Raw genomic sequence first — 24893 nt, 5'->3', positions numbered from 1 at the left:
CTCACGGCTTTCCGTCCACTACCAGGGAAGTGGCGAGGCGATGGGCGAGAGCCTGGATCGTGAGGGTGGGGTTGACCCCGCCCGGGTAGGGCATCAGGGCGCCGTCGGCGACCCGGACGTTGTCGACGCCGTGCACGCGGCCGTCCGGGTCGCACACGCTGGTGCGCGGGTCGGCGCCCATCCGGCAGGTGCCGTGCAGGTGCGCGCTGCCGAGCGGGAAGTCCATCGGCTCGGTCGCCACCGCGACCGCGCCCGCCGCGGTCATCAGCTCGGCCGCCCGCTTGCGCAGGTACGCCAGGCGTTCGAGGTCCAGCGGGTGCGGCCGGTAGTCGATGACCAGCCTGGGCAGCCCGTTCGCGTCCAGCGTCGACCAGTCGAGCGCGACCCGGTTCGACGCCATCGGCTGGTCGCCCACCAGGCACTCGACCCGCAGGACGCGCGGGTTGCCCCGGTCCCCGTCCAGCGGGCCGGTCTCCAGGATCAGCCCGCCCAGCCCGCTCGGGCAGTCCGGGTCGAGGTAGTGGTCGGTGAGCGCCACCGTGGCGTAGCGCCCGCCCGCGGCGACCAGCGGCTCGGGCAGATCCTGAGCGAGGGTCGCCCGCACGTGCTGGCCCGCCTTCATGCACAGGCCGCGGCCGACCATCCCGTGGCCGTTGCCCAGGCCGTCCGGGGCGAACTCCGAGCGCGAGCGCAGCAGCAGCGCGGCGCTCTGGATGGCGTTGGCCGCCACCACGAACATCCCGGCGCGCACGGTTTCCCTTGCGCCGGTGGCCAAGTCAAGGCAGTCCAGCCCGCCGACGTGCCCGGCCCGGTCCTCCACCAGCCGCACGGCTTTGAGCCCGGTGCGCAGGGTCAGGTTGGGCGCGCCCGCCAGCGGGCTGAGCAGCCGCTGGTGCACGTCGCCCTTGGCGCCGGACGGGCAGGCGTAGTCGGTGCAGGCGGTGAGATCCGCGCAAGCCGGGGCGTCGCCGAAGGCGGCCGAGGCCACCGCCAGCGGCACCGGGAACGGCCGCATCCCCAGGGAGCGGCCCGCGGCGACCAGCGCGGCCCCGCGCGCGCTCGGCCGGTGCGCGGGCAGCAAATCCAGCGGCGGCGACGGCCGCTGCGGGTCCAGCCCGCCGTCGGAGGTGATGCCCAGCGCGCGCTCGGCCCAGTCGTAGTGCGCGCGCAGCTCGTCGTAGCCGAAGGGCCAGGCTGGCGGCAGCGTGTCCGGGGCGACGTGCCCGGCCGCGTCGAAGTCGACCCGCCGCATCCGCAGCGAGACCCCGGCGTAGAACCGGGTGCCGCCGCCGACGCAGCAGGCCGTCCACGGGTAGCCCTCCTCGGTCCACTCCCCCGTCATCGTCCTGGCCCTGGCCGTCTCGTAGCCGGGGATCAGGTCGACCAGGTAGGCCCCGCCCGGGACGTGCTCGCCCTGCTCGACGACAAACACGTCCCAGCCCGCGCCGACCAGCTCGCTGGCCACGACGCCGCCCGCGGCGCCGCTGCCGATCACGCAGACGTCGTACCGACGCTCCATCCCCAGCCCCATCGCCAGCTCCATCGCAGGGGCCTACTCGGCCATCGCGGCGTCGGGCTCCCCGGCCAGCTCGTCCAGCGACTCGCGCAGCACGGCGACCGCGGTCCGGCAGGTCCCCTCGAAGGCGGGGTCCACGTCGTCCACGCTGAGCGCGAACACGCAGCGGCCGTCGGTCTTGCCCGGGAGCTGCCGGGCCCCGTAGGCGACACCGGTGTAGAGGCTGACCGCGGCGGCCAGCGCGTCGCCGGTGAAGGTGCACAGGCCGTCCGGGCGCGGCTTGTCCGCGATGTGCTGCATCGAGTCGTAGCAGCCGTCCGGGTGCACGTGGACCCGGTCGCCGTCCACGATGACCGGCACCGCGGGCACCTCCAGCCCGCCGTCCGGGCCGAACAGGTCGGTGCTGTGCGCCAGCAGGCGCTCCAGCCCCTCGGCCAGCGACACCGGCCCCCGCTCGCGCCGGGCCGCGCCCTCCAGCACGTAGGCGGGCCACTGGGCCATGGCCTGGGTGCTCACCCACGCCCAGTACAGCTCGGCGGGCGAGAGCCGGTCGGAGCCGATCGCGAAGTTGAACTGGTCATACAGCGCGAGCTCGGTGTCGTGGGTGATCAGGCCCTGGCCCAGGCACTGCTGGAAGTCCGGCGACCCGGGGATCGGGTAGAACGGGTTGGTCCAGAACCGGACCCCGGCCAGCATCAGGTTGACCGAGTCCTTGATCAGCTCGGCGGTGCTCTGCCCGAGCAGGCCCACGATCAGCGACGCGCCGACGTCGACGCCCTTCTCGGTGAACAGCGCGGCGCCGTCGCGGACCTTGGCCAGCGAGGTGAACCCCTTGCGAATCTTGCGCAGCCGGGCCATGTCCGTGGTCTCCAGCCCGAGGAACAGGCTGCGGAAGCCCGCCCCGGCCATGTCGCTGACCAGCTCCTCGCTGAGCTTGACCACGGTCATGCCGTTGGGCAGGTGCAACTCGACGTCCAAGCCCCGGTCCCGGATGGCCCGGCAAATCTCATGCACGCGCGCGATGTCGAAGGTGAAATTGTCGTCCTCGATGAAGAACCGGCGGATGCCGTGCGCCTCGACGTAGTGCTCGACTTCATCGACGACATTTTTCGAAGACCGGGTCCTGAATTGTTTCCCGACCGTGGCGTGCACTGTGCAAAATGAACACGAAAATGGGCAGCCGCGACTGGTGATCAAGGTGGCCGTCGCGTCGTAGGACGCCATGTCCAACAGGCCGACCTCGGGCCGGGGAAGACTGTCGAGGTCTTGCAGGAAATTCGCCCTAGGCTGAAGGTGGACGCGGTCCGCCGGTTCGGCGCAATCGCACATCCCGCGATCGCAGCGGAACGCGACGCCCGCCTGCCCGAGCAGGCTCTCGCCCTCGTGCAACGCCCGGAAGACCGGCGCCACGTTGGCCTCGGCCTCGCCGAGGACGAGGGCGTCGAACGCGGTCTCGGTCATCGCGTGGTGGTGGGCGACCGTGGGGTGCTGGCCGCCGAGAACGATCTTCGCGTCCGGCAGGATCTCCTTGACCAGCCTGGCCAGCTGGTATGCGGGCTCGTAGTACGGGGTGAACATGCAGGACACGCCGACCACGTCGTAGGCGCCCGCGCGCAGCTTGTCGGTGATCCGCTCCCAGGTGGCGCCCCAGTGCACCAGGTTGCGCCAGCGCGGGTGCGCGGCGATCTTGGCCCGGTCGGCGTCGGTGTAGTCCTCCGGCGCGACGACGTGGTTGTCATCGGTCCAGGCCAGTGAATCGAATATCTCGACGGCCATGCCGTCCTGCCGGAGCTGGGCCGCCAAATAGGCGAGCCCGATCGGCATATGCCTGCCGATCTCCACCATGCAGGATCTGATCGGGGGTTTGATGAGTAGTACTTGAATGGGGGTGGTTGTTCCGGCGTCCGTCACATCGGACCCCTTTCTGCGGGGTCCTTGATCTGACGACGTCCCGCGTGGTTTATTAGACGCATCTACGAAAGCCATGTCAAGGGTTAGCGGGGGCCCTCAGGGCTGCTCGAGTGCGTTACGGCCATTCGGAGGAATGTCATGATCCATCTGCCTATACAACCCGCACGACAGCCCGCATTACCGCAAGTCCCGCGTTATGTCACCGTTTTCGTCAACTGGGCGTGCAACCTCAGTTGTCGCGAGTGCTGGCTCTACGGCGATTCCTCAAGCGAGAACACCTGGCTGGAGGAGGTCAAGCGCGAGCACATCACCCTGGACATGTGGAACGGGCTGGTGGACGAGCTGGTCGCGCACAACCCGAACCCCAGCATCTCCATGATGGGCGGCGAGCCGCTGATGCACCCGGACGTGCTGGAACTGGTGCGGCAAGCCAAAACCCGCGCGCCCGGGTGCCAGCTCGACATGAGCACCAACGGCACCCTGCTCCCCCGGGTCGCCGACGGCCTGGTCGACGGCGGCATCGACATCGTCTACGTCTCGCTCGACGGCCCCACCGCGGAGATCAACAACCCGATCCGCGGCCGCAAGTCCTTCGAGCGCGTCGTCGAGGGCGTCAAGGCGCTGCAAGAGGCGACCCGCAAGGCGGGCCGCGGGCCGCGCATCGCGCTCAACTTCACCCTCACCGGGATGAACTACACCTCGCTGCCCGGCATGGTGCGGCTGGCCGAGGAGCTCGGCGTCAACCAGGTGACCGTCGACCTGGCCATGTACTTCACCAAGGAGGAGGGCAAGGCCAGCCGCCCGGCGTTCGAGGGCGTCACCGGCAGGCCCTTCCTGTCCTGGACCGGCTACTGCAACGAGCACCAGCACGCCGACGTCGACCGCGCCGTGCTGCTGAGCGTGCTGGAGGAGGCCAAGACCTGCTCGGACACGGTGGAGGTGCTGGTCGCCCCGGTCCGCTACACCTCCGAGCAGCAGAGCGCCTTCTTCACCGACGACTGGAAGTCCACGGTCGAGGAGACCACCTGCCCGAAGCTGTGGGCGCAGACCACCGTGCTGCCCAACGGCGACGTGCTCAGCTGCACCCCGTTCGCCGACACGGTCATGGGCTCGGTGAAGGACACCACGCTCGGCGAGGTGTGGAACAACGACATGTACGGCCGGATGCGCGAGCTGATCAAGCAGGAGCTGGAGCCGATCTGCTACCGGTGCTGCGAGCTGAGTTTGGACATCGAGGTCGACCCGGCGCTGTTCGCCAAGGACGCCCCCAGCGCTGACTCCCCTAGCGACGAACCCCTCACTGCGGCAGAAGGACGATGATGACCCGTACGTTCGACCAGGTCGAGAACGCGACCTACGGCGACCTCGACCGGGCCACGAGGATCTACGGCGAGGCTTTCCGGCTCACCTTCGAGTACGTCTACGGCAGCCACATTCCCGGCGCGGTCGCCGAGTTCGGCTGCTTCGAGGGCTTCAGCTCGCTGCTGCTGGCCGACCTGATCGCGGAGTTCCGCGCGGAGACGGAGTTCTACGCCCAGACCTTCCCCCGGCACTTCTACGTCTACGACTCGTTCCAGGGCTTCCCCAAGAGCACCAACTCGGTCGACTCGATCTCCTACGAGGTGGCCGACAGCGGCTACTGGCGCGAGCACGAGGACGCCTCGCCCCCGGGGACCGAGGAGATGCTGCGGCACGAGTTCGGCCGCAGGCTCGGCCCCGGCGCGTGGACCATCGTGCCCGGCATGTTCTCCGACAGCCTGCTCTCCACCCCGCTGACCGAGCAGGTGGCCATCGCCAACCTCGACTGCGACCTGTACTCCTCCAGCGTCGAGGTGCTCGACCACCTGCTCGGCCGCCGCCTGCTGCCCGACGGCGCGGTGCTGCTGATGGACGACTACAACTGCAACCGGGCCAACCCTCGGTTCGGGATGCGCCGGGCGATGCGCGAGTGCTTCGCCCGCACGGACGGCTTCTACGAGTACAGCGAGTTCATCCGCTACGGCTGGCACGGCCGCGCGTTCTTCGTTCACCGGTTGGGCGACAGCCCCAACCCGGACGCGTGAGCGTCGGCTCCCTCCGGCGCGGCGGACCACACCAGTTCCGCCGCGCCGTGCGTCGCCAGCCGCGCGTGCGCGTGGCCGGTGAACGCCGCGCGCCAGCCCGGACCGTCCGGGAACAACATGTCCAATTGGGACGAATAGCGCTCGATGGCCGCCAACTTGGCTTCGTGGTGCGATTCCGCGGCCTGAGTCGGCAGCAGGGGCCCGGTCGGCGCCGCGGGCGGCTGCCCGATGGCGTAGGGCAGGTCCTCCCACAGGGCCAGGGCGACGCCCTCGGCGGCGCAGGCCGCGGTCGCGGTGGCCAGGGTGGTCCGGTGGTCGACGTGGCCGCCGATCGCCGAGCACGTCCACACCGCAGCGGGCCGCAGGTCGCGCAGCAGCGCGCTCAGCGCCGCGGTGACCTCGGCCGCCAGGTCGGGCTCGGCGGGCAGGTCCGGGTCGAAGTGCGCGCCCAGCCACCCGCACAGCCAGTCCGCGCCGAGCCGCCGGTAGAGCGCGTCGAGGAACGGCAGGTGCAGCGGGTCGGCGCCGAGCGCGGCGACGGCGGCGCTGTCCTCGGCCCGGCGCACGTCCACCGCGTCCGCGCCGAGACCGCAGTCGCGATGAAACTCGTTGGCAGGGGCGGAAAGCGGCGGTGTCGGACTGCCCGCGAAGACGGTGCAGACCACCACCGGCCGACCCGTCTCGGCGACCGCGGCGAGCGCGGCGCCCGCCGACATCACCGCGTCGTCGAGGTGGGGGGACAACGCGAGCAGGGGTCCGTCGCCAGTGAAACCAGTCAAGTCGGTCGAGCCGGTTAAGCCGTGCACAGTCCGCTCCTTGGTCCGAGTCAGCAGATCCAGGCAAAGGTGATGATGTATACCGAAAATCCCGTCGCCGAGGCGAGCACCATGCTCGCGGTCGTCGTGACCGGCCCCGGCGAGCACAGTCTCGAACGCATCCCCCGGCCCGACCCGGCACCCAACGAGGCGCTGGTCGCGGTCAGCCATGTCGCCCTGTGCGGCACGGATCTGCGGCTGCTGCGCGGAACCCTGCACGACGCGGAGTACCCGGTGATCCCCGGGCACGAGTGGGCTGGAGTCGTGCTGGCCGCGCCGAGCAGGCCCGACCTCGTCGGCCAGGCCGTGGTCGGCCACAACTTCAAGTCGTGCGGCGCCTGCGGGTGGTGCGAGCGCGGCGCGGCGAACCTGTGCCCGACCTTGGACGAGGTGGGCTTCACGCTGCCCGGCGCGTTCGCCGAGGCGTTCTGCCTGCCGGTGGAGAACCTGCGGCCGCTGCCCGCCGGGCTGTCCGGCGCGGAGGGCTGCCTGCTGGAACCGCTGTGCGTGGCCATCCACGCCGCCGAGCGCGCCGGTGACCTGACCGGGCGCACGGTGGGGGTGATCGGCGCGGGCACGGTCGGCCTGCTGGTGGCGCAGTTGGCCGTGGCGGGCGGCGCGAAGTCGGTCACGGTGGCCGATCCCGCCGCGCACCGGCGCGGAATCGCCGCGGAACTCGGGCTCGGCGCGGTCGCCGATCTCGCTGTGTGGCACGACGATCCTCGGGAGGTCGTGGTCGACGCGACCGGTGTCGCCGGGGTGTTCCCGGCCGGGCTCGTCGCCACCGCGCAGGGCGGCCGGTACGTCCTGGTGGGCTACTCCGGCGAGGACTCGACGCTGTTCGAGCCGAGCCTGGTCATGCTGCGCGAGCTGACCGTGGTCGGGTCGCTGTCCGGGGTGGGCAGGCTCGACCAGGCGCTGGAAGTAGTCGCCGACGGCTCCGTCCGGCTCGGACCGCTGCTCAGCGAAGCGCTGCCGCTGGCGGAATACCGGGCGGTGCTGGACATCCCGGCGGACTCCGCGCCGCTGCGCAACATCTTCTCCGTGAACCAGGAACCGAGCCAGTGAAAGGGAAACCGATGAGCGCAGGCGCCCAGGGCAACGAGGAACTGATCGAGCGGGCGCGGCGGGTGACCGCAGCCGAGGTCTACGACATCGGCACCCGGTTTCCGGCCGTCTACACCCAAGCGGACGGCTCCTGGATGACCGATGTGGAGGGAAACCGCTGTCTCGACGTCACCGCGGCCAGCGGCGCGCTGCTGCTGGGCAACCGGAATCCGCACGTGGTCAACGCCATCAACAATTACATCGCCGAGCACGGCGTGGTGTTCGCCAGCACGCTGTCGCTGCCGCGCATCGAACTGGCCGAGCGGCTGTGCGAGTGGTTCCCGGCGGGTGAGAAGGCGGTGTTCACCAAGACCGGCTCGGAGGCGACCACCACCGCGATCCGGCTGGCCCGCGCCGCCAGCGGCAAGGACCTGATCGTCACCTCGGGCTACCACGGCTGGCACGACTGGCACACCGGCTTTCTGACCATGGGCTACGACCCCGGGACGCGCACGGTCACCTTCGGCTACAACGAGACCGCGCTGCGGCGGCTGCTCACCGAGTTCGCCGATCGGATCGCGGGCGTCATCGTGACACCGGAGCCCGCGTGGTTCGGCGCGGACTACTACAAGCGGCTTTCCGCGCTGTGCGCCGAGCACGGCGTGCTGTTCATCATCGACGAGGTGATCACCTCCTTCCGCTACGGGCAGCACGGTCTCAACGGGACCGGCGGCGTGCCCGCCGACATCATCACGATGAGCAAGGGCCTGGCCAACGGGCACTCGATCGCCGCCATCCTGGGCAAGGCGGAGGTCATGGACTGCTACGACGCGGCCGGGATCGCGGGCACCTACACCCGCGAGGTGCCGCCGATGGCCGCCGCGCTGGCCGTGCTGGACGTCCTGGCCGACGGCAGCGCGCTGGCGAACGCGCAGAAGCAGGGCACCACGCTGATGAACGGGATGCGCGACATCCTCGACGCGGTGGGCATTCCCGCCTTCGTCGGCGGGCCGCCGATGATGTTCGACGTGGTCGTCCCGTCCGAGGCGCTGTCCTGGGACCTCTACCGCGCCGCCTTCGACTACGGCGCGTACTTCGAGGACAGCGGCACCCACATGGTCACCACCTCGTTCACCGATTCCGACACCGACCACGCGCTGACCGCGTTCGAGAAGGGCGCCCGGAAGGTCGCGGCCACCACGAGCTTCGAGCCGGGCGGGCTCAGCGTCGACCGCAAGGCGGAGTTCGCCGCGGAGGCGTTCGGCGGCAACCCGGACGACAGCCCGGAGGTGCTGGCGAAGATCGACACGATGGCGCGGCTGATCGCCGCTGGCACGCAGGCGTGAGCGCGTGCGGATGAGCACTCGGCGGACCGGTCCGGCGGGGTCGGCGGCGACGCCTGCCCCGCTGGCCACCGGCCACATCCTCGACGGCGACTGGCAGCGCGTCGCCACCCGGTCCTACGGCGCGGCCATCCACCGGGTGGAGTGCCGGGGGACTTACTACGTGAAGACGATGTCCACTGTGGACCGTGAGGACCTCCGGTTCCACCCGGAGAACGAGGCCGACCGGTTGTGCTGGCTGGCCGCCTACGGATTTCCGGTGCCGGAGGTGGTGGAGGTCGGGGCGGCGGACGGCCTCTCGTGGCTGGTCACCACCGCCGTCCCCGGGGTGCCCGCGGGCGGCCCCTGGCGGCCGGACGAGCGGGTCCGGGTGCTGGACGCGGTGGCCGACCTCGCCTCGGCGCTGCACTCGATTCCCGCGGCCGAGTGCCCGTTCGACCGCACGCTCGCGGTGACGCTGCCCCGATGCCGGGTCGCGGTGGACCTGGGGACCGTCGACCTGGACGACCTCGATGAGCGCCACGCGGGCTGGTCGGGCGCGGATCTGTTGGCGGAGCTGGATTCCCTGCCCGCTCCGCCGGAGGACGTGGTCGTGTGCCACGGGGACCTGGGGCTGGACAACATCCTGGTCGACCCCCGATCCCTTGCGGTGACCGGTGTTCTGGACGCCGGGCGGTTGGGGCGCGCCGACCGGTGGCTGGACCTGGCGATCGCCGTCCGGGATATCACCGAGGAACTGCGGGTTCCAGCGGACGGGTTCCTCAAGCGGTACGGCGTGTCCACTGTGGACGAGCAGCGGTACTTCTACTACCGGTTGATGGACGAGTTCATCTGAGCGGACACCAGGGCCACCGCGTCATCGATAGTCGGGGGGACATCGACCGCCGCGGGCGCGCAGGCGCTGGTGACCAGGCCGGGGAGGTCCGCGGTGCGGGTGTGGGCCAGCAGCGTCGGGTGGATCCTCGGGGCGGCCGCCAGGACGTGGCCGGTGGTCAGCCAGCGGTGCTGGTCGCCGTGCCAGTCGGTGACCACCCCGCCCGCCTCGCGGACCAACAGGGCGCCCGCGGCCACGTCCCAGGGGCCCAGCGCCAACTCGAAGAAGGCGTCGAAAACGCCGCAGGCCACCCATGCCAGGTCGAGGCTCGCGCCCGCCGGGCGGCGGATGTCCTCCACCGCGCGCACGATCCGAGTCAGGACGTCGAGATACAGCGGAAAGGAATCCGGCATCTTGAACGGGAAGCCGGTCGCGCAGACCGCCTGGGACGCCGGTCTGCTCGCCACCCGGATGGGGACGCCGTTGCGGGCGGCCCCGCGTCCCCGCAGCGCGGTGAAGGTCTCCCCCCACATGGGCGCGTGCACGGCGGCCACCACCGGCTCCCCGTCGGCGACCAAGGCGATGGAGACGCCGACGGAGGGAAAGCCGCGCACGAAGTTCGTGGTGCCATCCAGGGGATCCACGACCCAGCAGAGCCCGTCCCGGACCCCGGCCGCGCCGCCGCACTCCTCGCCGATGAACGCGGCGTCCGTCCCCACCTCGCGGCGAAGCCGGTCGCGGATGACCTTCTCGGCGGCCAAGTCGATCTCGGTGACGTAGTCGCCGGGGGACTTGGACCGCACGGCGACCGCGTCGTCGGTGAAGGCGGCGCGGATCAGGTGGCCCGCCTCGTGCGCGGCGCGGACGGCCGCGCTCAGGTAGCGGTCGAGGTCGCCGTCCGCGAGATCCTTGGCCAGAAGGTCGTTGCCTGCCACTGGACTTCCTCCACTCGGTCTGGTCCGCTCAGTCGGGCTGCCGCAACACCATCAGGACGTCGCGGTAACCGACCTGGGTGGGTCTTCCCCGCCGCGCCGACCACAGCGCCGCGAGTTCGGCCTCATCGACGTCGCGGACCGATCCGGGGGTGAACGCGGGCAGGTCGATCGAATAGTCCACATGCGTGGACGCGGCGACCTCGACCCAGCGCAGGCCGCTGTCGAGGGCGGCCGAGACATAGTCCTCGAAAAACATCCGGTTGACCGTGTCGCTGTCATGCACGTGCCAGATCAGCAGGTCCACCAGATCCGGCGGCAATGCCGTCGCCAAGACGCGCGTCAACTCGTCGCGAGTATAGGCCAGGTGCGCCCACGGCGGAAGCAATGTGTCGCGCCAGAACACCAGATCGCGGCCGTCGTGCTCGACGTATTCCAACTGGTGCCCGTCCACCCCGCTCCAAATGGGGCCAAAATGCGCGTAAAGCAGACCGCCGGGCCGGAGAATACGCCGAACCTGGGCCAGTGTGGCTTTCACATCGATAAACTGGAACGCGTTGCTGGAAAACACCGCGTCGACGGCGGCGTCGGCCAGCGGCATCTCCTCCGCCCGCGCGCGCAGCACCTCGTAGTCGCCCGCCTCGGTGCGGAACGGGTCGCGGTTGGGGTCGACGGCGTGCCACCGGGCGACGCCGTGCCGGGCGGCGAACTCGACCGGCACCGACCCGCCGATCTCGGCGACCACCGCCCCGGCGAGCTTCACCCGGGCGGCGAAGTCGGCGAAGACCGCGTCCTCGGAAAGCGCGAGCCCCTGCGGATTCGTCACACCAGCCCCATTTCGACCGGCCGCGCGCCGCAGCTGACCTCGTCCACCAGCACCGGCCGCCGTTCCCGGCGCGAGGCGGCCACCGCGTCGGCGACCAGCAGCGCCCGCATGGCGTCCTCGACCGTGCACGGGCTCGGCGCCCCCGTGGCGACCATGGTCAGGAACGCCGACATCTCGGCCCGGTAGGCCACGGTGAACCGCTCCAGGAACCCTGACCAGGCCGTTTCGGCCAGGACCGGGGAGTCCGGCTCGACCGAGCGCAGCGGCACCCGGGTGTCCAGGCCGACGGAGATGGTGGCCTCGCTGCCCGCCACCTCCATCCGCACGTCGTAGCCCGCGCCGTTGTACCGCGACGCCTGCATGGTGACTATCGAGCCGTCGTCCAGGGTGAGCAGCGCCGCGGACTCGTCCACATCGCCCGCCGCCCCGAAGTAGTCCGCGCCGCGGTTCGCGCCGGTGGCGAACGCCTCGACCACCTCGCGGCCGCTGACCCAGCGCAGCGCGTCGAAGTCGTGGATCTGGCAGTCCCGGTGGATGCCCCCGGAGACCGCGACGTACGCCGCTGGCGGCGGCGCCGGGTCGGCGGTGACCAGGTGCAGCCTGCGGACCTGGCCGAGCGCGCCGGAGCGCACCGCGTCGTGGGCGCCGCGGTAGCCCGGGTCGAACCGGCGCTGGAAGCCCACGTGCACCGCCACCCCGGAGGCCGCGACGTGGTCGACCACGCGCTGGGCGGTCTCCGCGTCGGTGAAGCAGGGCTTCTCGCAGAACAGCGGAATCCCCAGGTCGCAGCATTGGGTGATGAGGTCGGCGTGGGTGTCGGTCGGGGTCGCGACCACCACCGCGTCCGGGGCCGAGGCCAGCAGCGCGGCCACCGACGCCGCGGGCCGGGCGCCGACCATGGCCGCGGCCCGGCCCGCGCTGCCGGGGTCGAGGTCGGCGATCACCAGGTCGCTCACCCTGGGGTCCGCCGCCAGGGTCGCCGCGTGCACCAGGCCGATCCGGCCCGCGCCTATGAGTCCAATCCGCATCCGCACGTCCTGCCCGTTCGCCCGGTCATACCTGGTCCATGTCTTTCGGCGCCGGTCCGCGCCGTGCGGCGCCTGCTCAGCCGCCGGTCGCGCGCTACGAGATCAGCCAGGGACGGGCGCCGCCCGCGATCTGGTTCCACACCGTGATGACCGAGACGGTCCAGGTCAGCTCGGCCAACTCGACCTTGCTGAAGTGCTCGGCCGCCGCGCGCCACTGCTCGTCGGTGACCGGCGCGTTGTTCATGTTGGTCAGCGCCTCGGCCAGGTCCAGGGCCGCGCGCTCGCGCTCGGAGAAGAACGGCGCCGCCCGCCACACCGGCAGCGCGGCGATGTGCCGCTCGGGGATCTCGGCTTCGCGGGCGTCGGTGTTGTGCGAATCGACGCAGTAGGCGCATCCGTTGATCTGCGAGACGCGCAGGCGCACCAGTTCCAACAGCGGCAGCGGCAGGCTCACCTTCTCCGACAACTCGTCAAGCCGCTCGAATGCCTCCATCAGGTGAGGCGTGAGCTTGTCGACCGCCAAACGGAACTTTCTGGTCCCGGGGCCAGCCTCTGCCATGGGGTGGTTCTCCTATCCGTGGTGCGCGGTGGCGAGTGCGTGCCGCCTGCCCGTGTTCGGCGGGGCACGGGAACGCATTCTAAGCTGACCGAACGCGCGCCGAGAACCACTTTCGCGTACTTTTTCCTTCGGTGTTCCCATACCAGAAAAGCCAACCGGATTCCGGAAAACAGGGGCACCGGGAACCGTTTTCGACCGAACGGTGCCGCAATGCCATCCACCGGGGTAGCGGGGAATGGACCGGGCGGGTCATGGCGCTTTGTCGGACCCGCCCGTTAATGGTTCGAGGCTGGACCCGCGCGGGCGCGCGTGGGAGCCTCTGGCGCGTGATCGTGGAACCCTATGCCGTCGCGGTGGACGACGCGGTGCTGGCCGACCTTCAGGCCCGCGTGCGCGACACCCGGTGGCCGTCGGCTGCCCCCGGCGCGCCGTGGTCGCAGGGCACGGATCTGGCGTACCTGCGCGGGATCGCGGACTACTGGGCCGACGGATTCCCCTGGCGGGCGCGGGAGGCCGAACTCAACCGGCACCCGCACTTCCTGACCCGCGTCGAGGACGTGGACATCCACTTCGTGCACGCCCGCGCCGCGCGCGGCGACGGGGTGCCGCTGGTGCTCACGCACGGCTGGCCGAGCACGTTCGCCGAACTGCTGCCGCTGGTGCCGCTGCTGACCGACCCGGCGGCGCACGGCATCGACGGCCCGGCGTTCGACGTGGTGATCCCGTCGCTGCCCGGCTACGCGTTCTCCACCCGGCCCGCGCGCCCGATCACCATGCGCGACACCGCCGGGCTCTGGCACCGGCTGATGCGCGGGCTCGGCTACCCGCGCTACGGCGCGCACGGCGGCGACTTCGGCTCCGGCGTGTCCACCTTCCTCGCCCTCGACCAGCCGGACGCGCTCATCGGGCTGCACCTGAGCAACTTCGAGCTGGACCCCTACCTCGGCCCCGGCGCACCGCCGCTGACCGACGCCGAACGCGCCTTCATCGAGCACGAGGCGGAGTTCGCCGAGCGCGAGGGCGGCTACAACCTGGTGCAGTCGACCAAGCCGCAGACCCTGGGCTACGCCCTCAACGACTCCCCCGTCGGCCTGGCGGCCTGGGTGCTGGAGAAGTGGCGCGCCTGGTCGGACTGCGGCGGCGAGTTGGAGAGCCGGTTCTCCCGGGATTTCCTGCTGACCACGGTGACACTGTTCTGGGTCAGCGGCTCGGTCACCGAAACCCTCCGCGACTACCACGACAACGCGGACCTATACGACACCCTCACCGCCACCGACCGGGTGCGGGTCCCCACCGCCATCGGCCTGTTCGACAACGAGTTCGCCCACGGCGGCGCCATCCCCCGCTCCTGGGCCGAACGCCTCTACGACCTCCACCGCTGGACCGTCTCCCCCACCGGCGGCCACTTCGCCGCGGCAGAGGAACCCACCCTGCTGGCCAACGACATCGCCGCTTTCTTCCGCGACCTCATGGCCTCCTGACCCCGCCGCGGATTCACCACCCGGCAGGAGCACCACGCCCACGAGCATGCACGGCAACCGCGAGAAGAACCGCCGCGCACAGAAGCGCGTGATAGGCAATCGACAGCCAGTGGCTTGACCCGACAAGCCTTCCTGTCCCTCGGCTCCTCGCCAGGCGACTCGCTGGTGAACAGAAGCCCCACATACGCCTGCCCACCAGGTGGAATACGCCCCATTTGCCGTGACTAAAACAGGCCACTCACGCACGCCCACTTTTCAGACGAACAGTGTCTTCTCCGTGATTCTGATCTCGGGGAGGAGTTGAATGGTCAGATCGCCGCGCAGGCCGTCCACCTCGAAGACCACCGCGACGTGCGCCTCGCCCCGGCCGGGGCTAGCCCCTTCCCGGAAGATGTCCACCAGCACCGTCTGGTCGCGTTGCCACTGGCAGCTCCACCCCAGGGCATCGATCCATTCATCGGCACGGGGGACGAGAAACCGCCGGAACCGCATCGCTTCCTCTGGGGCACGGTGGTCGGACGTGTCGCCTGGGCAGTCTAGGGCGGCACTAGGGGCGGTCCCGAAATACTCACCGACGCACACTGAAGCGCGGGCGAAATTGGAATATTGTGCGCGTGTTCGTTCGACGCGTGGATAAGTGCCAAGCGCTCAGGGCTGCCGGTGTGCGTGGGGCATTCGTCCGGGGAAATGCGCCTGTTGGCGGAGTAACGCCGGGGCTGTCTCGCCGATATCTGAACGGCCGTCGATAGTTCGGGGTTTTCCATCATGGGATTACTCCGAAGGACGCTAGTCGCCGGGTTCGGTGTCACCCACACTCCATTGGCGTCCGTCGGTCGTCTGTTTCATCCGGGCGCGCCCAGTCCCCGCTGTGGAAGAAGGACGTGCGATGAACGGACCGCATTGGCAGAGGAATCGGCACAGACGTGGCCGCGGGGCGCTCTGCGTCGTTGTGGTGGGCGCGGTGATGGTGGTGGGTTCGCCGGCGGCCGGGCAGGCCCCGGCGGCGGTGGAGCCGGTGGTGGGTGCGGCGAAAATCGGCGGGCACGATCAGGATCTGCTCGCCGAGGCCAAGCGGGAGGGGCGGGAGACGGTCAACGTTCTCATCGCCACGGCGCCGGGGGGCGGCGCCCGCAAGGTGGACGAGTTGGCCAGGGCGGGTGTCGCCGTGCGGTACCGGGCCGACGAGATCGGCTATGTGCGCGCGGAGGTTCCCGTCGACAAGGTGGGCGAGGTCGCCGCGCTGCCCGGGGTGGCGGCGGTGGACGTGGACGAGGACGTCCCGCTGCCCGACCCGAGGCCCGCGGGCATGGTCGATCCCGCGCCGCAGCCCGCGCCCGGGGCGGCGACGCCGAGGGTCAACCCGTATCTGCCGACCGGCGACACCAACGCGGCGCAGTTCGTCGCCGAGCACCCCGCGTGGGACGGGCGCGGAACCACAGTGGCCATTGTAGACACCGGCATCGACCTAGGGCACCCGTCGCTGAGCACCACCAGCACCGGGGAGCGCAAGATCGTGGACTGGGTCACCTACACCGACCCGTCGTTCACCGGGACCCAGAACCGGGACAACGACCCCACCTGGATTCAGATGCTCACCAGGGTCACCGGAGCCTCGGTCGGCCTGCCCGCCGAAGGCGAGCTGCGCAAGGGCGTGTTCGACGAGCGCGACCACCGGCTGGGCGGGGAACTGGGCAACGACGTCAACCGCGACGGCAACGGGCCCGGCGCCAGCGGCGAGTTCGGCGTGGTGTGGAACCCGGCCACCGACACCGTGTGGGTCGACGCGAACCAGACCGGCACCTTCGCCGACGACAAGCCGATGACCAACTACCGGGTCCGGCAGGACATCGGGACCTTCGGCACCGACAACCCGAGCACGCCGGTCCGGGAGGCCCTGCCGTTCGTCGTGCAGACCGCTCCGGGCCAGGACGCGGTCAACATCGGCATCGTCGCCGCGGCGCACGGCTCGCACGTCGCGGGCATCGTCGCGGGCAACCGGCTGTTCGGCGGCGGCATGAGCGGGGCGGCCCCCGGCGCGAAACTCGTCTCCATCCGGGCCTGCCTGTTCGGCGGCGGCTGCACCGAGCACGCCCTGCTCGAAGGGATGATCTACGCCGCCCGCGACGCCGACGTCGACGTCATCAACATGTCGATCGGCGGGCTGCCGTCGGTCAACGACGCCAACAACGCCCGCGCCGAACTCTACGACCGGCTGATCGACACCTACGACGTGCAGATGGTCCTGTCCGCGGGCAACAACGGCGCGGGCATGAACACCGTCGGCGACCCGTCGGTGACGACGAAGGTGCTCGCGGTCGGTTCCTACATCACCCGCGAGACCTGGCGGCGCAACTACGGCTCCGACCTCGGCGTCCCCGAGAGCCTGCACGGCTTCTCCTCCCGGGGGCCGCGCGAGGACGGCGGGTTCAAGCCCAACGTCGTCGCGCCCGGCTCGGCGATCTCCACGACCCCGACCTGGCAGGCCGGGCAGCCGCTGGCCGGGACCTTCACCTTGCCGCCGGGCTACGCGCACTTCAACGGCACCTCGATGGCCGCCCCGCAGACGGCGGGCGCGGCGGCGCTGCTGGTGAGCGCGGCGAAGGCGCGCGGCATCCCGCACAAGCCCGCGCAGTTGCGCACCGCGTTGCAGTCCACCGCGCGGTTCATCCCATCCCTGGGCGCCCACGAGCAGGGCAACGGGCTCATCGACACCAAGAAGGCGTGGAATCTGCTGCGGGCCAATCCCGCCACCACCGACATCACCGTCTCGGTGCCGGTCAACACGGTCTTGTCGAAGCACCTCAAGACCCCCGGCATCGGGGTCGGCATCTACGACCGCGAGGGGGTCAAGGCAGGCGACCGGTATGCGCGGGAGTACACCTTCACCCGCACCTCCGGCCCGGACCAGCCGGTCTTCTACCTGGCGCGGTGGGTCGGCAACGACGGCACGTTCGGGTCGCCGTGGGCGGTGAGCCTGCCCAAGAACAGCCCGGTCAAGTTCCCCGTCACCGTCCGCCCCGGCTCCACCGGGGCGCACTCGGCGATCCTGCACCTGGACAACCCGTTCGCCCCGGGCGTGGAGGCGCAGACCCTCAACACGGTAATCGCCGCCGACGACTTCGCCCCGGAGGCGGGCAAGACCGTCACCAAGACGGGCAGCGTGGGGCGCAACGAGGTCGCCCGGTTCTTCTTCCGGGTGCCCGAGGGGACCCCGGCGCTGAAGGTCGACCTGGCGGGCGGCGGCGACGTGGCGGGCGCGGGGCAGGTGCGGTTCCTGCGGTTCCACCCGGACGGCATTCCCATGGACCTCGGCGCGTCGACCAACTGCTATCTGCCGCCCGTGCCCGGCGGCACGTGCGGCAGCGGCAACCCGGCGAGCCGGACCCTGTCCGCCCCCGACCCCGGTGTGTGGGAGGTCGTGGTGGAGGCGCGGCGCACCTCCGACACCGCGCGGGCCCCGTTCACCCTGACCGTGGCGCTGCTGTCGGCGTCGGTTACGGCGGACCCGGCCGTGATCGACACCGTGGCGATCGGGACGCCGGTGGCCACGACGGTCACCGCGGTCAATACCGGCGGCCAGTTCACCGGCCGGACGGCAGGCGGCCCGCTGAGCAGCGCCCGGGTCGGCAGGCACACCATCGCCCATGGGGCCAAGCAGCGCTTCGGCATGACCCTCACCGAGGGAACGCGGCTGGTGCGGGCGACCATCGGCGGCCTGTCCGACCCCGAAGCGGACCTCGACGTGGCGCTGCTGTACTGCGTGGACGGGTTGTGCCTCACCATCGTGGAGGGCTTCGAGCACGGCGGGGTGGACGAGGCGTCGATGCTGGTGCCTTTCCTCTACGGCGAGTGGGTGGTCGAGGTCACGGCCACGAAGGTCCCGTCTGGCACCACTGAGTACGACTACTTGGACAGCTACAGCCACCAGAGGTTCGGCACGATCGCGGCGACCGACAGCGACGCCCCCCGCGCTCGCGGAGCGCGATGGACCGCGCCCGCGACGGTGACGGTCACCACGGCCCCGGAGCCGGGCCGGGTTCTGCGGGGCGCCGTGGAGGTCCGCACGGACGCCAACGTCCTCATCGGATCGAGTCAGGTGGTGGTGCGCGCGGCCACCTGACCCCGGCGGTGAGCCACGCCGTTTCGCCCGCCCGGTCGGACCGGGCGGGCGAAACGGCGTGGGACTTTACTTGGCCAGGAAGGAAAGCAGCGCCTCGTTCACCTCGTCGCCGTGTGTCCACAGCAGACCGTGCGGGGCGTTGTCGATCTCGACGTAGTCCGCTCGCGGGAGCAGCTTGCGGAACTCGCGGGCGGTGGCGTCGATCGGCAGGATGTTGTCCGCCGTGCCGTGCAGGATCAGGGCGGGCACGCCGAGTTCGGCGATCTTGGCGATGTCGGCGCGGAAGTCGGTGAGCCAGCTGGGCACGACCGCGCTGGAGGCGAACCAGGACGCGCCCGCCGCGACGTTCCACGCGTTGCGCAGCGCTTCTTCGGACAGGCGGGTGCCCAGGGTGTCGTCGGTGTTGAAGAAGCCCTTGTAGAACTCGGTGAAGTAGGCGTAGCGGTCGGCCTTCACCGCGGCCAGGATGCCGTCGAACACCTCCCCGGGAACGCCTGCGGGGTTGTCGTCGGTCTTGAGCAGGAACGGTTCCAGCGAAGCCAGGAACGCCGCCTTGGCCACCCGCTCCGAGCCGTAGGAGCCGAGGTAGCGGCCGACCTCCCCGGTGCCCATGGAGAACCCGACGAGCACGGCGTCGCGCAGGTCGAGGGTGTCGAGGACGACCTTCAGGTCGGCGGCGAAGGTGTCGTAGTCGTAGCCGGTGGTGGGCTGGCTGGACCGGCCGAAGCCGCGGCGGTCGTAGGTGACCACGCGGTAGCCCGCTGCCAGCAGGGCCGCGCTCTGCTTCTCCCACGAGTGCCCGTCGAGCGGGTAGCCGTGGATGAGGACGACCGGCTGACCCTCGCCGTGGTCCTCGTAGTAGAGGTCGACGGTTGTGCTGTTCTCGGTGCCGACGGTGATGAATGGCATCGTCTCGCGCCTCTCCTAGGTGGGAGAACGTTCGTTCTCCGATATTCTGGAGAACCGGCGTTCTCAGCGCGGCATTCCCGGACGCGCCGTGACGGGCGCCACAAGGAGGAATGGTGGACGAGGACAGCGCACGGGAGCGCGTGCTCGACGCGGCGGTCCGCCTCTACTACCAGCGCGGCATCCAGAACGTCGGCATGGACGACCTGCGCGCGGAGTCCGGGGTCTCCCTCAAGCGGCTGTACCGACTCTTCCCGTCGAAGGAAGCCGTGGTGGAGCAGGCGCTGCTGCGCCAGCACGAGACCTGGGACGCCTGGCTCGCCGAGGCCATCGACGCGGCGGGCACGCCCCGCGAGCGCCTGCTCGCGGTCTACGACATGCTGGCCCGCTGGTTCCGCACCGACGACTTCCGCGGCTGCATGTTCATCAACTCCTTCGGCGAACTCGGCTCCGCCATGCCCCGCGTCGCCGAGATCGCCCGCGCCCACAAAGCCGACTTCCAGACGCGGGTCGCCGAGCTGGCCCGCGCGGCCGGCGCGCCCGAGGGCCTGGCCCCGCAGCTGGCGATCCTCGCCGAGGGCGCGCAGACCACCGCCGCCATCGCGGGCACCACCGAGCCCGCCCGCCAGGCCCGCCAGGCCGCCGAAGTGCTCATCGACCACGTCCTGCCGAGACCGGCCTCGGCCTAGGAACGGCCGCCCCGGGTCACTTCCCGCCCGCGCGCTTGCGTCTGTTCGCTATCCACACCGCGACCTGGGCCCGGTTGTGGAAGCCGAGCTTGGTGAGAATGTGGTCGACGTGGGTCTCCACCGTTCGCCGGGTGATGACCAGGCGGGCGGCGATCTCGCGGTTGGTGAGCCCGGCGGCGAGCAGGTCGGCGATCTCGCTCTCCCGCCGTGACAGCGGGTTGTCCGGCTCCGGGGGCTCGGCCTCGGTGGGCTCGCCGAGCACGCAGCGCACCGCCTGGTCCCGGGACATCTCGGCGCCCAGGTGGTAGTGCTTCTTGTACCGCTGCTCGCCGAGCCCTTCGTAGGACCGCGCGCCGAACTCGGCGGACCTCTCGGTGAACACGCCGAACCGCCACGGCGCCGCGCCGACGCTGCGCCACAGCTGGGCGGCGATGCCGTACAACGTCGCCGACCGCTCCAAGTTCCCCAACCGCACCTCGATGTCGGCGAGCAGGTGGACCGCGAACGGCTCGGCCGCCCGGTTGCCCATCTCCTGGTGCAGCCCGAACGCCGCCAGACCCGCTTCCCGCCCCGCCTCGGGGTCGCCGTGGTGCAGCTCGATCATCCCCAGTGCCCACAGCCCCCACGACCGCCAGAAGATCTCACCGGCGGCCTCCCCCGCCGCGACGCGCTCGCGGACCAGCCGCCTGCCTTCGTCCACGTCGCCGTCGACCGCGGCGGCCAAGCCGTGCAGGAACCCCGCGTACCCCTCGCCGTGCGGCACCCCGTTGGCGTGGAACACCGCGAACGCGCGGGCGAACTGCTCCCTGGCCAGCGCTTCACGGTGGGTGAACAGATTCGCCAGCCCCCACCCGACGTCGACGTAGGCGGTGGAGACGGGGTCGGAAATCTGCTCGGCCAGCTCGCGGCCCACCTCCAGCGCGGCGACGCCGGACTCGATGTCGCCCTGCAGCAGCGCGCACCACGCGATCAGCCGCTGGGCGAAGACCCGCTCGGGCGACCCGGACGGCGCGAGCGCCCCCAACCTGCCCAGCCAGATCCTGGCCTCGCTGAGGAACCCCCGAACGGTCCAGTAGACGTCGAGCTGGTTCGCCATGCGCAGCCCGGCCACGGCCTCGCCCGGCTCGATGGCGCAGAACCCGAGCGCCACCCGGAGGTTGGGGTGGTCGCGCTGGATCCGCTCCACCCACGCGACCTGGTCGCCGCCCATCCAGCCGCTCTCGTAGCGGGCGGTGAGGTCGGCGAACCAGTCGCGGTGCGCCCGTCGCACCCGCTCCACGTCGCCCGCGAGGACGAGTTGGTCGTGGCCGTACTCGCGCACGGTCTCCAGCATCCGGTACTCGATCGACTCGGCGTGCTCCTCGGTGAGCAGCAGGGACTTGTCCACCAGCGCGTGCACGATGTCGAGCACGTCGACCGGGTCCACCCCGGCGCCGCCGCAGACCTCGGTGGCCGCCTCCAGGCTGAACGCGCCGGAAAACACCGACGCGCGCGCCAGCACGGCCCGCTCCTGCGCGGAGCACAGCTCATAGCTCCAGTCGATCATCGCGCGCAGCGTCTGCTGCCGCTGAGGGGCGAGCCGGTTGCCGCCGGTCAGCATGTCCAGCCGGTGGGTGAGGCGCTCGACGATCTGCCGCAACCCCAGCGCCCGCAGGCGGACCGCGGTCAGCTCGATGGCCAGCGGCAGGCCCTCCAGCCGGGCGCACAGCCGCGCGACGTCCTGGCTGTTGTCCTCGCTGAGCTGAAACGACGGCGCCACCGCGCGGGCCCGGTCCACGAACAGCCGGACCGACTCGTACCGCAGCAGGTCGGCGACCGACATGTGCTCGTCCTCCGGCGGCATGGATAGCGGCGGCACCGCCAGCAGCTGCTCGCCCGGCACGCCCAGCGACTGCCTGCTCGTGGCGAGGACCGTCAGGTGCGGACACGCGGGGACGAGGGTGTCGACCAACCGCGCGCACGCGTCGACCAGGTGCTCGCAGTTGTCCAGCACCAGCAGGCACCGGCGCGCGCGCAGGTGGTCCAGGAGCACGTCGATCGCGGGCCGCTCGGACTGGTCGGACAGGCCGAGCTGGTGGGCCACGGTGATCGCCAGCAGCTCCGGGTCGCGCAGCTCGGCCAGTTCGACCAGAGCGACGCCGTCGGGGAAATCATCCCGCAGCGCGTCCGCTATGCGCAGCGCCAACCGGGTCTTGCCGACGCCGCCGACGCCGGTGAGCGTGACAAGCCGGTTCGCGGCCAGCAGGCGCTTGGCCTCGGCGAGCTCGTCCTCTCGGCCGACGTAACTGGTCACCTCGGTCAAGGGCTCCAGCATGCTGTTGCGGGCCACCAGACAGGCTACCTCGCGCGTCTCCTACCCGCTCGGCCTCCGGAAAACACCTGGTCACGGCCGCTCTCACTCGCCCAGGGCGCCGTCGACCAGCAGGCGGGCCGCGCGTGGGCTGCCCATGCGCTCGAACGCGGCGATGGCCTCGGCCCGGTGCCGCGCCGCCGCGACGGTGTCACCGACGCGGTGGGCCGCTCGGGCGCGCAGCACCGCGACCTCGGCGAGCAGCGCGGTGTTGTCCAGCGCGGTGGCAAGCTTCGCGGCGTCGGCGAGGGCGGCCTCGGCGGCGGCCGGGTCACCCACGCGGGTGCGCAGGTCGGCCAGGGCGATCAGAGCCTTGGCGCGCACCACCGGCTCGTCGGCCGCCTCGGCCAGCCGCAGCGCGGTGCGCAGCGTGTCGTCCGCCTCGTCGTGGCGGGTGAGCCGGGTGAGGGCGCGGCCGACGAACAGTGTCTGCAGCGCGGTGCCGCGGGCGAGGCCGAGAGCGCGGTTGATCTCCAGGGCGCGGGTGAACCAGCCCAGGGCGTCGGAGAACTGGCCGGTGCGCAGGGCCAGGTTGCCGCTGAAGTCGTAGGTGGAGGCGCGCAGGCGGTCGTCGCGGGCCAGTTCCCGCGCGCGGGCGAGATGGCGGGCCGCGTCGTCGTGGCGTTCGGTCTCCTGCAAACCCTTGGCCAGCAGGCACCGGCACCGCACTTCGGCCGCGGTGTGCTCATCGAGGACAGCGGACTCCACCGCGAGCGTGCCCGCCTCGATCCAGGCGGCCAGCGGCTTGCGGGCCTCGTAGTAGGCGAAGGTCGACTCGAACAGCCGCCAAACCAGGTCGTGCCAGCCCTGTTCGGCGCAGGCACGCAGGGCGGCCTCGATGTTGGCGTGCTCGCGGTCGAACCACGCCAGGGCGGTCCGCGCGTCCATCGCCGGGTCCTTGCCGTCGAGGAAGACGTCGGGATCGCCCACGCGCAGCCGCTTGCGCCCGGTCGCGGCCACATCGGCGGCCGCGGCGCCCAGGCACCACCACCGCACCGCGCGCCGCAACATGGCGACGCGGTCGGCCCGGGAGCTTTCCGCAGCGCCGCGACGCAGCGCGTGCCCGCGGACCAGGCGGTGCATCGAGTAGTGCCCGTCTGGGCGCTCCTCCAGCAGGTTCGCGGCGCAGAGCTGGTCGACGTTGGCGCGGACGAGGGTCACCGGCGCGTCCAGCGCCGCGGCGAGTACTTCCACGGAGAAGTCCCGGGTGACCAGCACGCCCAACGCCCGATAGACCTGCCGGACGGGTTCGGCGAGATCGTCGTAGACCGCGTCGAACATCGCGGAGACGCGGGCGAGGACGTCGCCCTGGTCGGTGTCCCGCAGCTCCTCGACCGCGGTGGCGAGCGAGCGGTTCCGGCGGAGGTTCAGGCGCGCGCCGACGACCCGGATGGCCAACGGAAGGTAGCCGCAGAGCCCGACCAGCGCCAAGGCCGCGTCCGGTTCGGCGTCGATCCTGGCCGCCCCGCAGAGGCGCTTGAGCAGGTCGAGGGCGTCGTGGGGTTCGAGCGGGTCCAGGGAGATCGGGACGGCGCCGTCGGCGTGCAGGTCTTCCAGCGCCGTGTTGCCCGCCACGACGACCATGGCGGCCGCCGAGTTGGGCAGCAGCACCTCGACCTGGGCCGCGTCGGTGACGTCGTCAAGGACCACGAGCACGCGCGAGCGGGCGGTGAGCGAGCGGTAGAGGTCCCGCCGCCCCGCCAGGCTCGACGGCGCCTGCCCCTCGGGCACACCCAGCGCGACCAGGAACCGGTGCAGCGCCGCGCTGGGCGTCTCGCCGTCCGGCCCGAACGCCGCGTAGAGGACGCCGTCGTCGAACCGGCCCGCCAGCCTGGCCGCGACGTGCAGCAGCAGGCCGGACTTGCCGACCCCCGGCATCCCTCTGACCACGGCCACCACCGGCCGCCCCAGGTCCGCGGACACCGGCACCAGGTCGTCGACGTCCCGGATCTGCTCGCCGCGGTTGACGAACGGGTTCGGCGCCGCAGGCGCCTGGAACGGGACGACCGAGGGCGCCCTCGGCGCGGCGAAGGTCACTACGCCGATCGAGTGCGCCTGCACGACCTGGGCGGCCGAGCCGCTGAGTTCGTTGTGGCTGTCCCCTGCGCCCATCCCCACGCCAGCCCTCCGTCGCCGTCAGTGACGATCACGGTACTGGATACCAGGGCCGTTGCGTGGGCGATGGGAAACCTCGTTGCTACCGTGGCAGGCGACCGACGACAGCCGAGGGAACCGCATGTCCGAACCCATTCTCACGCTCAGCGCCACGAAGGCGGCCAGAGGTCCGGCGGCCAGGGGGTGTCATCGGCGCCTTTCCACTCGGCGACCGAGCGTGCGGCCTCGCCAGCCGCACGTGTGATTGCCGAACCGAAGCTAGCCGTGGTAGCCGAGAATGCTGCGGAAGCCGGAAGCCGGAAGCCGGAAGCCGGAAGCCGGAAGCCGGAAGCCGGAAGCCGGAAGCCGGAAGCCGGAAGCCGGAAGCCGGAAGCCGGA

Annotated in this window: 19 protein-coding genes; 8 read left to right on the top strand and 11 right to left on the bottom strand. The window is 71.2% G+C overall.

All coding sequences use genetic code 11. The annotated features are described in order from the left end of the window. Position 1: 1 nt before the first annotated feature. Together ACZ6SD_RS19530 and ACZ6SD_RS19525 are read right to left on the bottom strand one after the other, a co-directional pair. Positions 2-1531, bottom strand: a complete 1530-nt coding sequence (locus ACZ6SD_RS19530) for a GMC oxidoreductase (RefSeq protein ID WP_465318358.1) — start codon at positions 1529-1531, stop codon at positions 2-4. 21 nt (positions 1532-1552) lie between these two features. After that, positions 1553-3427, bottom strand: a complete 1875-nt coding sequence (locus tag ACZ6SD_RS19525; RefSeq protein WP_465318357.1) for a B12-binding domain-containing radical SAM protein — start codon at positions 3425-3427, stop codon at positions 1553-1555. Between the two features lie 138 nt (positions 3428-3565). On the opposite strand from ACZ6SD_RS19525, the gene ACZ6SD_RS19520 reads away from it, so the two are divergent. After that, positions 3566-4747: a radical SAM protein gene (locus ACZ6SD_RS19520; protein ID WP_465318356.1), complete on the top strand. Its 1182-nt coding sequence runs from the start codon at positions 3566-3568 to the stop codon at positions 4745-4747. Next, positions 4747-5490 carry a TylF/MycF/NovP-related O-methyltransferase gene (locus ACZ6SD_RS19515; RefSeq protein WP_465318355.1) on the top strand — a complete coding sequence of 248 codons (744 nt, stop codon included), beginning with the start codon at positions 4747-4749 and terminating at the stop codon, positions 5488-5490. Before ACZ6SD_RS19520 ends, ACZ6SD_RS19515 begins: the two co-directional genes overlap by 1 nt. On the opposite strand, the gene ACZ6SD_RS19510 is transcribed toward ACZ6SD_RS19515, so the two are convergent. Continuing rightward, entirely contained in the window at positions 5454-6296 is an 843-nt protein-coding gene (locus ACZ6SD_RS19510) for a PIG-L deacetylase family protein (protein WP_465318354.1), read from the bottom strand. The two genes, ACZ6SD_RS19515 and ACZ6SD_RS19510, sit on opposite strands and share 37 nt — an antisense overlap. Before the next feature lie 42 nt (positions 6297-6338). On the opposite strand from ACZ6SD_RS19510, the gene ACZ6SD_RS19505 reads away from it, so the two are divergent. The 3 genes from ACZ6SD_RS19505 to ACZ6SD_RS19495 are packed head-to-tail and all read left to right on the top strand — an operon-like array spanning position 6339 to position 9530. Then, positions 6339-7373: a zinc-dependent alcohol dehydrogenase gene (locus tag ACZ6SD_RS19505; RefSeq protein WP_465318353.1), complete on the top strand. Its 1035-nt coding sequence runs from the start codon at positions 6339-6341 to the stop codon at positions 7371-7373. A gap of 11 nt (positions 7374-7384) precedes the next feature. Continuing rightward, the gene (locus tag ACZ6SD_RS19500; RefSeq protein WP_465318352.1) at positions 7385-8698 is read left to right on the top strand and encodes an aminotransferase class III-fold pyridoxal phosphate-dependent enzyme; all 1314 of its coding nucleotides are present in this window, start codon (positions 7385-7387) and stop codon (positions 8696-8698) included. Positions 8699-8708: 10 nt separating this feature from the next. Beyond that, a complete protein-coding gene (locus ACZ6SD_RS19495; RefSeq protein WP_465318351.1) occupies positions 8709-9530 on the top strand; it encodes an APH(3') family aminoglycoside O-phosphotransferase in 822 nt (273 codons plus the stop codon). Here ACZ6SD_RS19495 and ACZ6SD_RS19490 read toward each other — a convergent pair. The 4 genes from ACZ6SD_RS19490 to ACZ6SD_RS19475 form a co-directional block, all read right to left on the bottom strand. Continuing rightward, positions 9503-10444, bottom strand: coding sequence for an inositol monophosphatase family protein (locus tag ACZ6SD_RS19490; protein ID WP_465318349.1), 942 nt, complete (start codon positions 10442-10444; stop codon positions 9503-9505). The two genes, ACZ6SD_RS19495 and ACZ6SD_RS19490, sit on opposite strands and share 28 nt — an antisense overlap. Positions 10445-10472: 28 nt before the next feature. Next, a complete protein-coding gene (locus ACZ6SD_RS19485) occupies positions 10473-11267 on the bottom strand; it encodes a class I SAM-dependent methyltransferase (RefSeq protein ID WP_465318348.1) in 795 nt (264 codons plus the stop codon). Next, positions 11264-12295 (bottom strand): Gfo/Idh/MocA family protein, encoded by a 1032-nt coding sequence (locus ACZ6SD_RS19480; protein ID WP_465318347.1) that lies wholly within the window; start codon positions 12293-12295, stop codon positions 11264-11266. Before ACZ6SD_RS19480 ends, ACZ6SD_RS19485 begins: the two co-directional genes overlap by 4 nt. A gap of 94 nt (positions 12296-12389) precedes the next feature. After that, positions 12390-12788, bottom strand: coding sequence for a carboxymuconolactone decarboxylase family protein (locus ACZ6SD_RS19475; RefSeq protein WP_465318346.1), 399 nt, complete (start codon positions 12786-12788; stop codon positions 12390-12392). 392 nt (positions 12789-13180) lie between these two features. On the opposite strand from ACZ6SD_RS19475, the gene ACZ6SD_RS19470 reads away from it, so the two are divergent. Further along, complete coding sequence (locus ACZ6SD_RS19470) at positions 13181-14335, top strand: epoxide hydrolase family protein (RefSeq protein ID WP_465318345.1); 1155 nt, start codon at positions 13181-13183, stop codon at positions 14333-14335. A 255-nt stretch (positions 14336-14590) separates the two neighbouring features. Here the strand turns inward: ACZ6SD_RS19470 and ACZ6SD_RS19465 are convergent, their stop codons facing one another. Then, positions 14591-14827, bottom strand: a complete 237-nt coding sequence (locus tag ACZ6SD_RS19465) for a hypothetical protein (RefSeq protein ID WP_465318344.1) — start codon at positions 14825-14827, stop codon at positions 14591-14593. Between the two features lie 472 nt (positions 14828-15299). Between ACZ6SD_RS19465 and ACZ6SD_RS19460 the strand changes: the two genes are divergently transcribed. Beyond that, entirely contained in the window at positions 15300-18455 is a 3156-nt protein-coding gene (locus ACZ6SD_RS19460) for a S8 family serine peptidase (RefSeq protein WP_465318343.1), read from the top strand. A gap of 66 nt (positions 18456-18521) precedes the next feature. Here ACZ6SD_RS19460 and ACZ6SD_RS19455 read toward each other — a convergent pair whose 3' ends face one another. Next, the gene (locus ACZ6SD_RS19455) at positions 18522-19364 is read right to left on the bottom strand and encodes an alpha/beta fold hydrolase (protein WP_465318342.1); all 843 of its coding nucleotides are present in this window, start codon (positions 19362-19364) and stop codon (positions 18522-18524) included. A gap of 110 nt (positions 19365-19474) precedes the next feature. Between ACZ6SD_RS19455 and ACZ6SD_RS19450 the strand changes: the two genes are divergently transcribed. Next, positions 19475-20050, top strand: a complete 576-nt coding sequence (locus ACZ6SD_RS19450) for a TetR/AcrR family transcriptional regulator (protein ID WP_465318341.1) — start codon at positions 19475-19477, stop codon at positions 20048-20050. A 16-nt stretch (positions 20051-20066) separates the two neighbouring features. Here the strand turns inward: ACZ6SD_RS19450 and ACZ6SD_RS19445 are convergent, their stop codons facing one another. Both ACZ6SD_RS19445 and ACZ6SD_RS19440 read right to left on the bottom strand, forming a co-directional pair. Next, entirely contained in the window at positions 20067-22379 is a 2313-nt protein-coding gene (locus tag ACZ6SD_RS19445) for an ATP-binding protein (protein ID WP_465318340.1), read from the bottom strand. Between the two features lie 66 nt (positions 22380-22445). Continuing rightward, positions 22446-24512: an NB-ARC domain-containing protein gene (locus ACZ6SD_RS19440; RefSeq protein WP_465318413.1), complete on the bottom strand. Its 2067-nt coding sequence runs from the start codon at positions 24510-24512 to the stop codon at positions 22446-22448. Between the last annotated feature and the right edge of the window lie 381 nt (positions 24513-24893).

It is taken from the genome of Actinokineospora sp. NPDC051303 (genome assembly GCF_055586285.1).
Note: the sequence above shows the minus strand (reverse complement) of the source record. Positions and strands in the feature narration are given on the sequence as shown.

Excerpts from the sequence above, each read along its gene's own strand:
- ACZ6SD_RS19450 (WP_465318341.1), top strand. The coding sequence starts at position 19,475 with ATGGTGGACGAGGACAGCGCACGGGAGCGCGTGCTCGACGCGGCGGTC.
- ACZ6SD_RS19530 (WP_465318358.1), bottom strand. The coding sequence starts at position 1,531 with ATGGGGCTGGGGATGGAGCGTCGGTACGACGTCTGCGTGATCGGCAGC.
- ACZ6SD_RS19520 (WP_465318356.1), top strand. The coding sequence starts at position 3,566 with ATGATCCATCTGCCTATACAACCCGCACGACAGCCCGCATTACCGCAA.
- ACZ6SD_RS19440 (WP_465318413.1), bottom strand. The coding sequence starts at position 24,512 with ATGGGCGCAGGGGACAGCCACAACGAACTCAGCGGCTCGGCCGCCCAG.
- ACZ6SD_RS19480 (WP_465318347.1), bottom strand. The coding sequence starts at position 12,295 with ATGCGGATTGGACTCATAGGCGCGGGCCGGATCGGCCTGGTGCACGCG.
- ACZ6SD_RS19500 (WP_465318352.1), top strand. The coding sequence starts at position 7,385 with ATGAGCGCAGGCGCCCAGGGCAACGAGGAACTGATCGAGCGGGCGCGG.
- ACZ6SD_RS19465 (WP_465318344.1), bottom strand. The coding sequence starts at position 14,827 with ATGCGGTTCCGGCGGTTTCTCGTCCCCCGTGCCGATGAATGGATCGAT.
- ACZ6SD_RS19505 (WP_465318353.1), top strand. The coding sequence starts at position 6,339 with ATGATGTATACCGAAAATCCCGTCGCCGAGGCGAGCACCATGCTCGCG.
- ACZ6SD_RS19475 (WP_465318346.1), bottom strand. The coding sequence starts at position 12,788 with ATGGAGGCATTCGAGCGGCTTGACGAGTTGTCGGAGAAGGTGAGCCTG.
- ACZ6SD_RS19495 (WP_465318351.1), top strand. The coding sequence starts at position 8,709 with ATGAGCACTCGGCGGACCGGTCCGGCGGGGTCGGCGGCGACGCCTGCC.
- ACZ6SD_RS19460 (WP_465318343.1), top strand. The coding sequence starts at position 15,300 with ATGGTGGTGGGTTCGCCGGCGGCCGGGCAGGCCCCGGCGGCGGTGGAG.
- ACZ6SD_RS19455 (WP_465318342.1), bottom strand. The coding sequence starts at position 19,364 with ATGCCATTCATCACCGTCGGCACCGAGAACAGCACAACCGTCGACCTC.
- ACZ6SD_RS19515 (WP_465318355.1), top strand. The coding sequence starts at position 4,747 with ATGACCCGTACGTTCGACCAGGTCGAGAACGCGACCTACGGCGACCTC.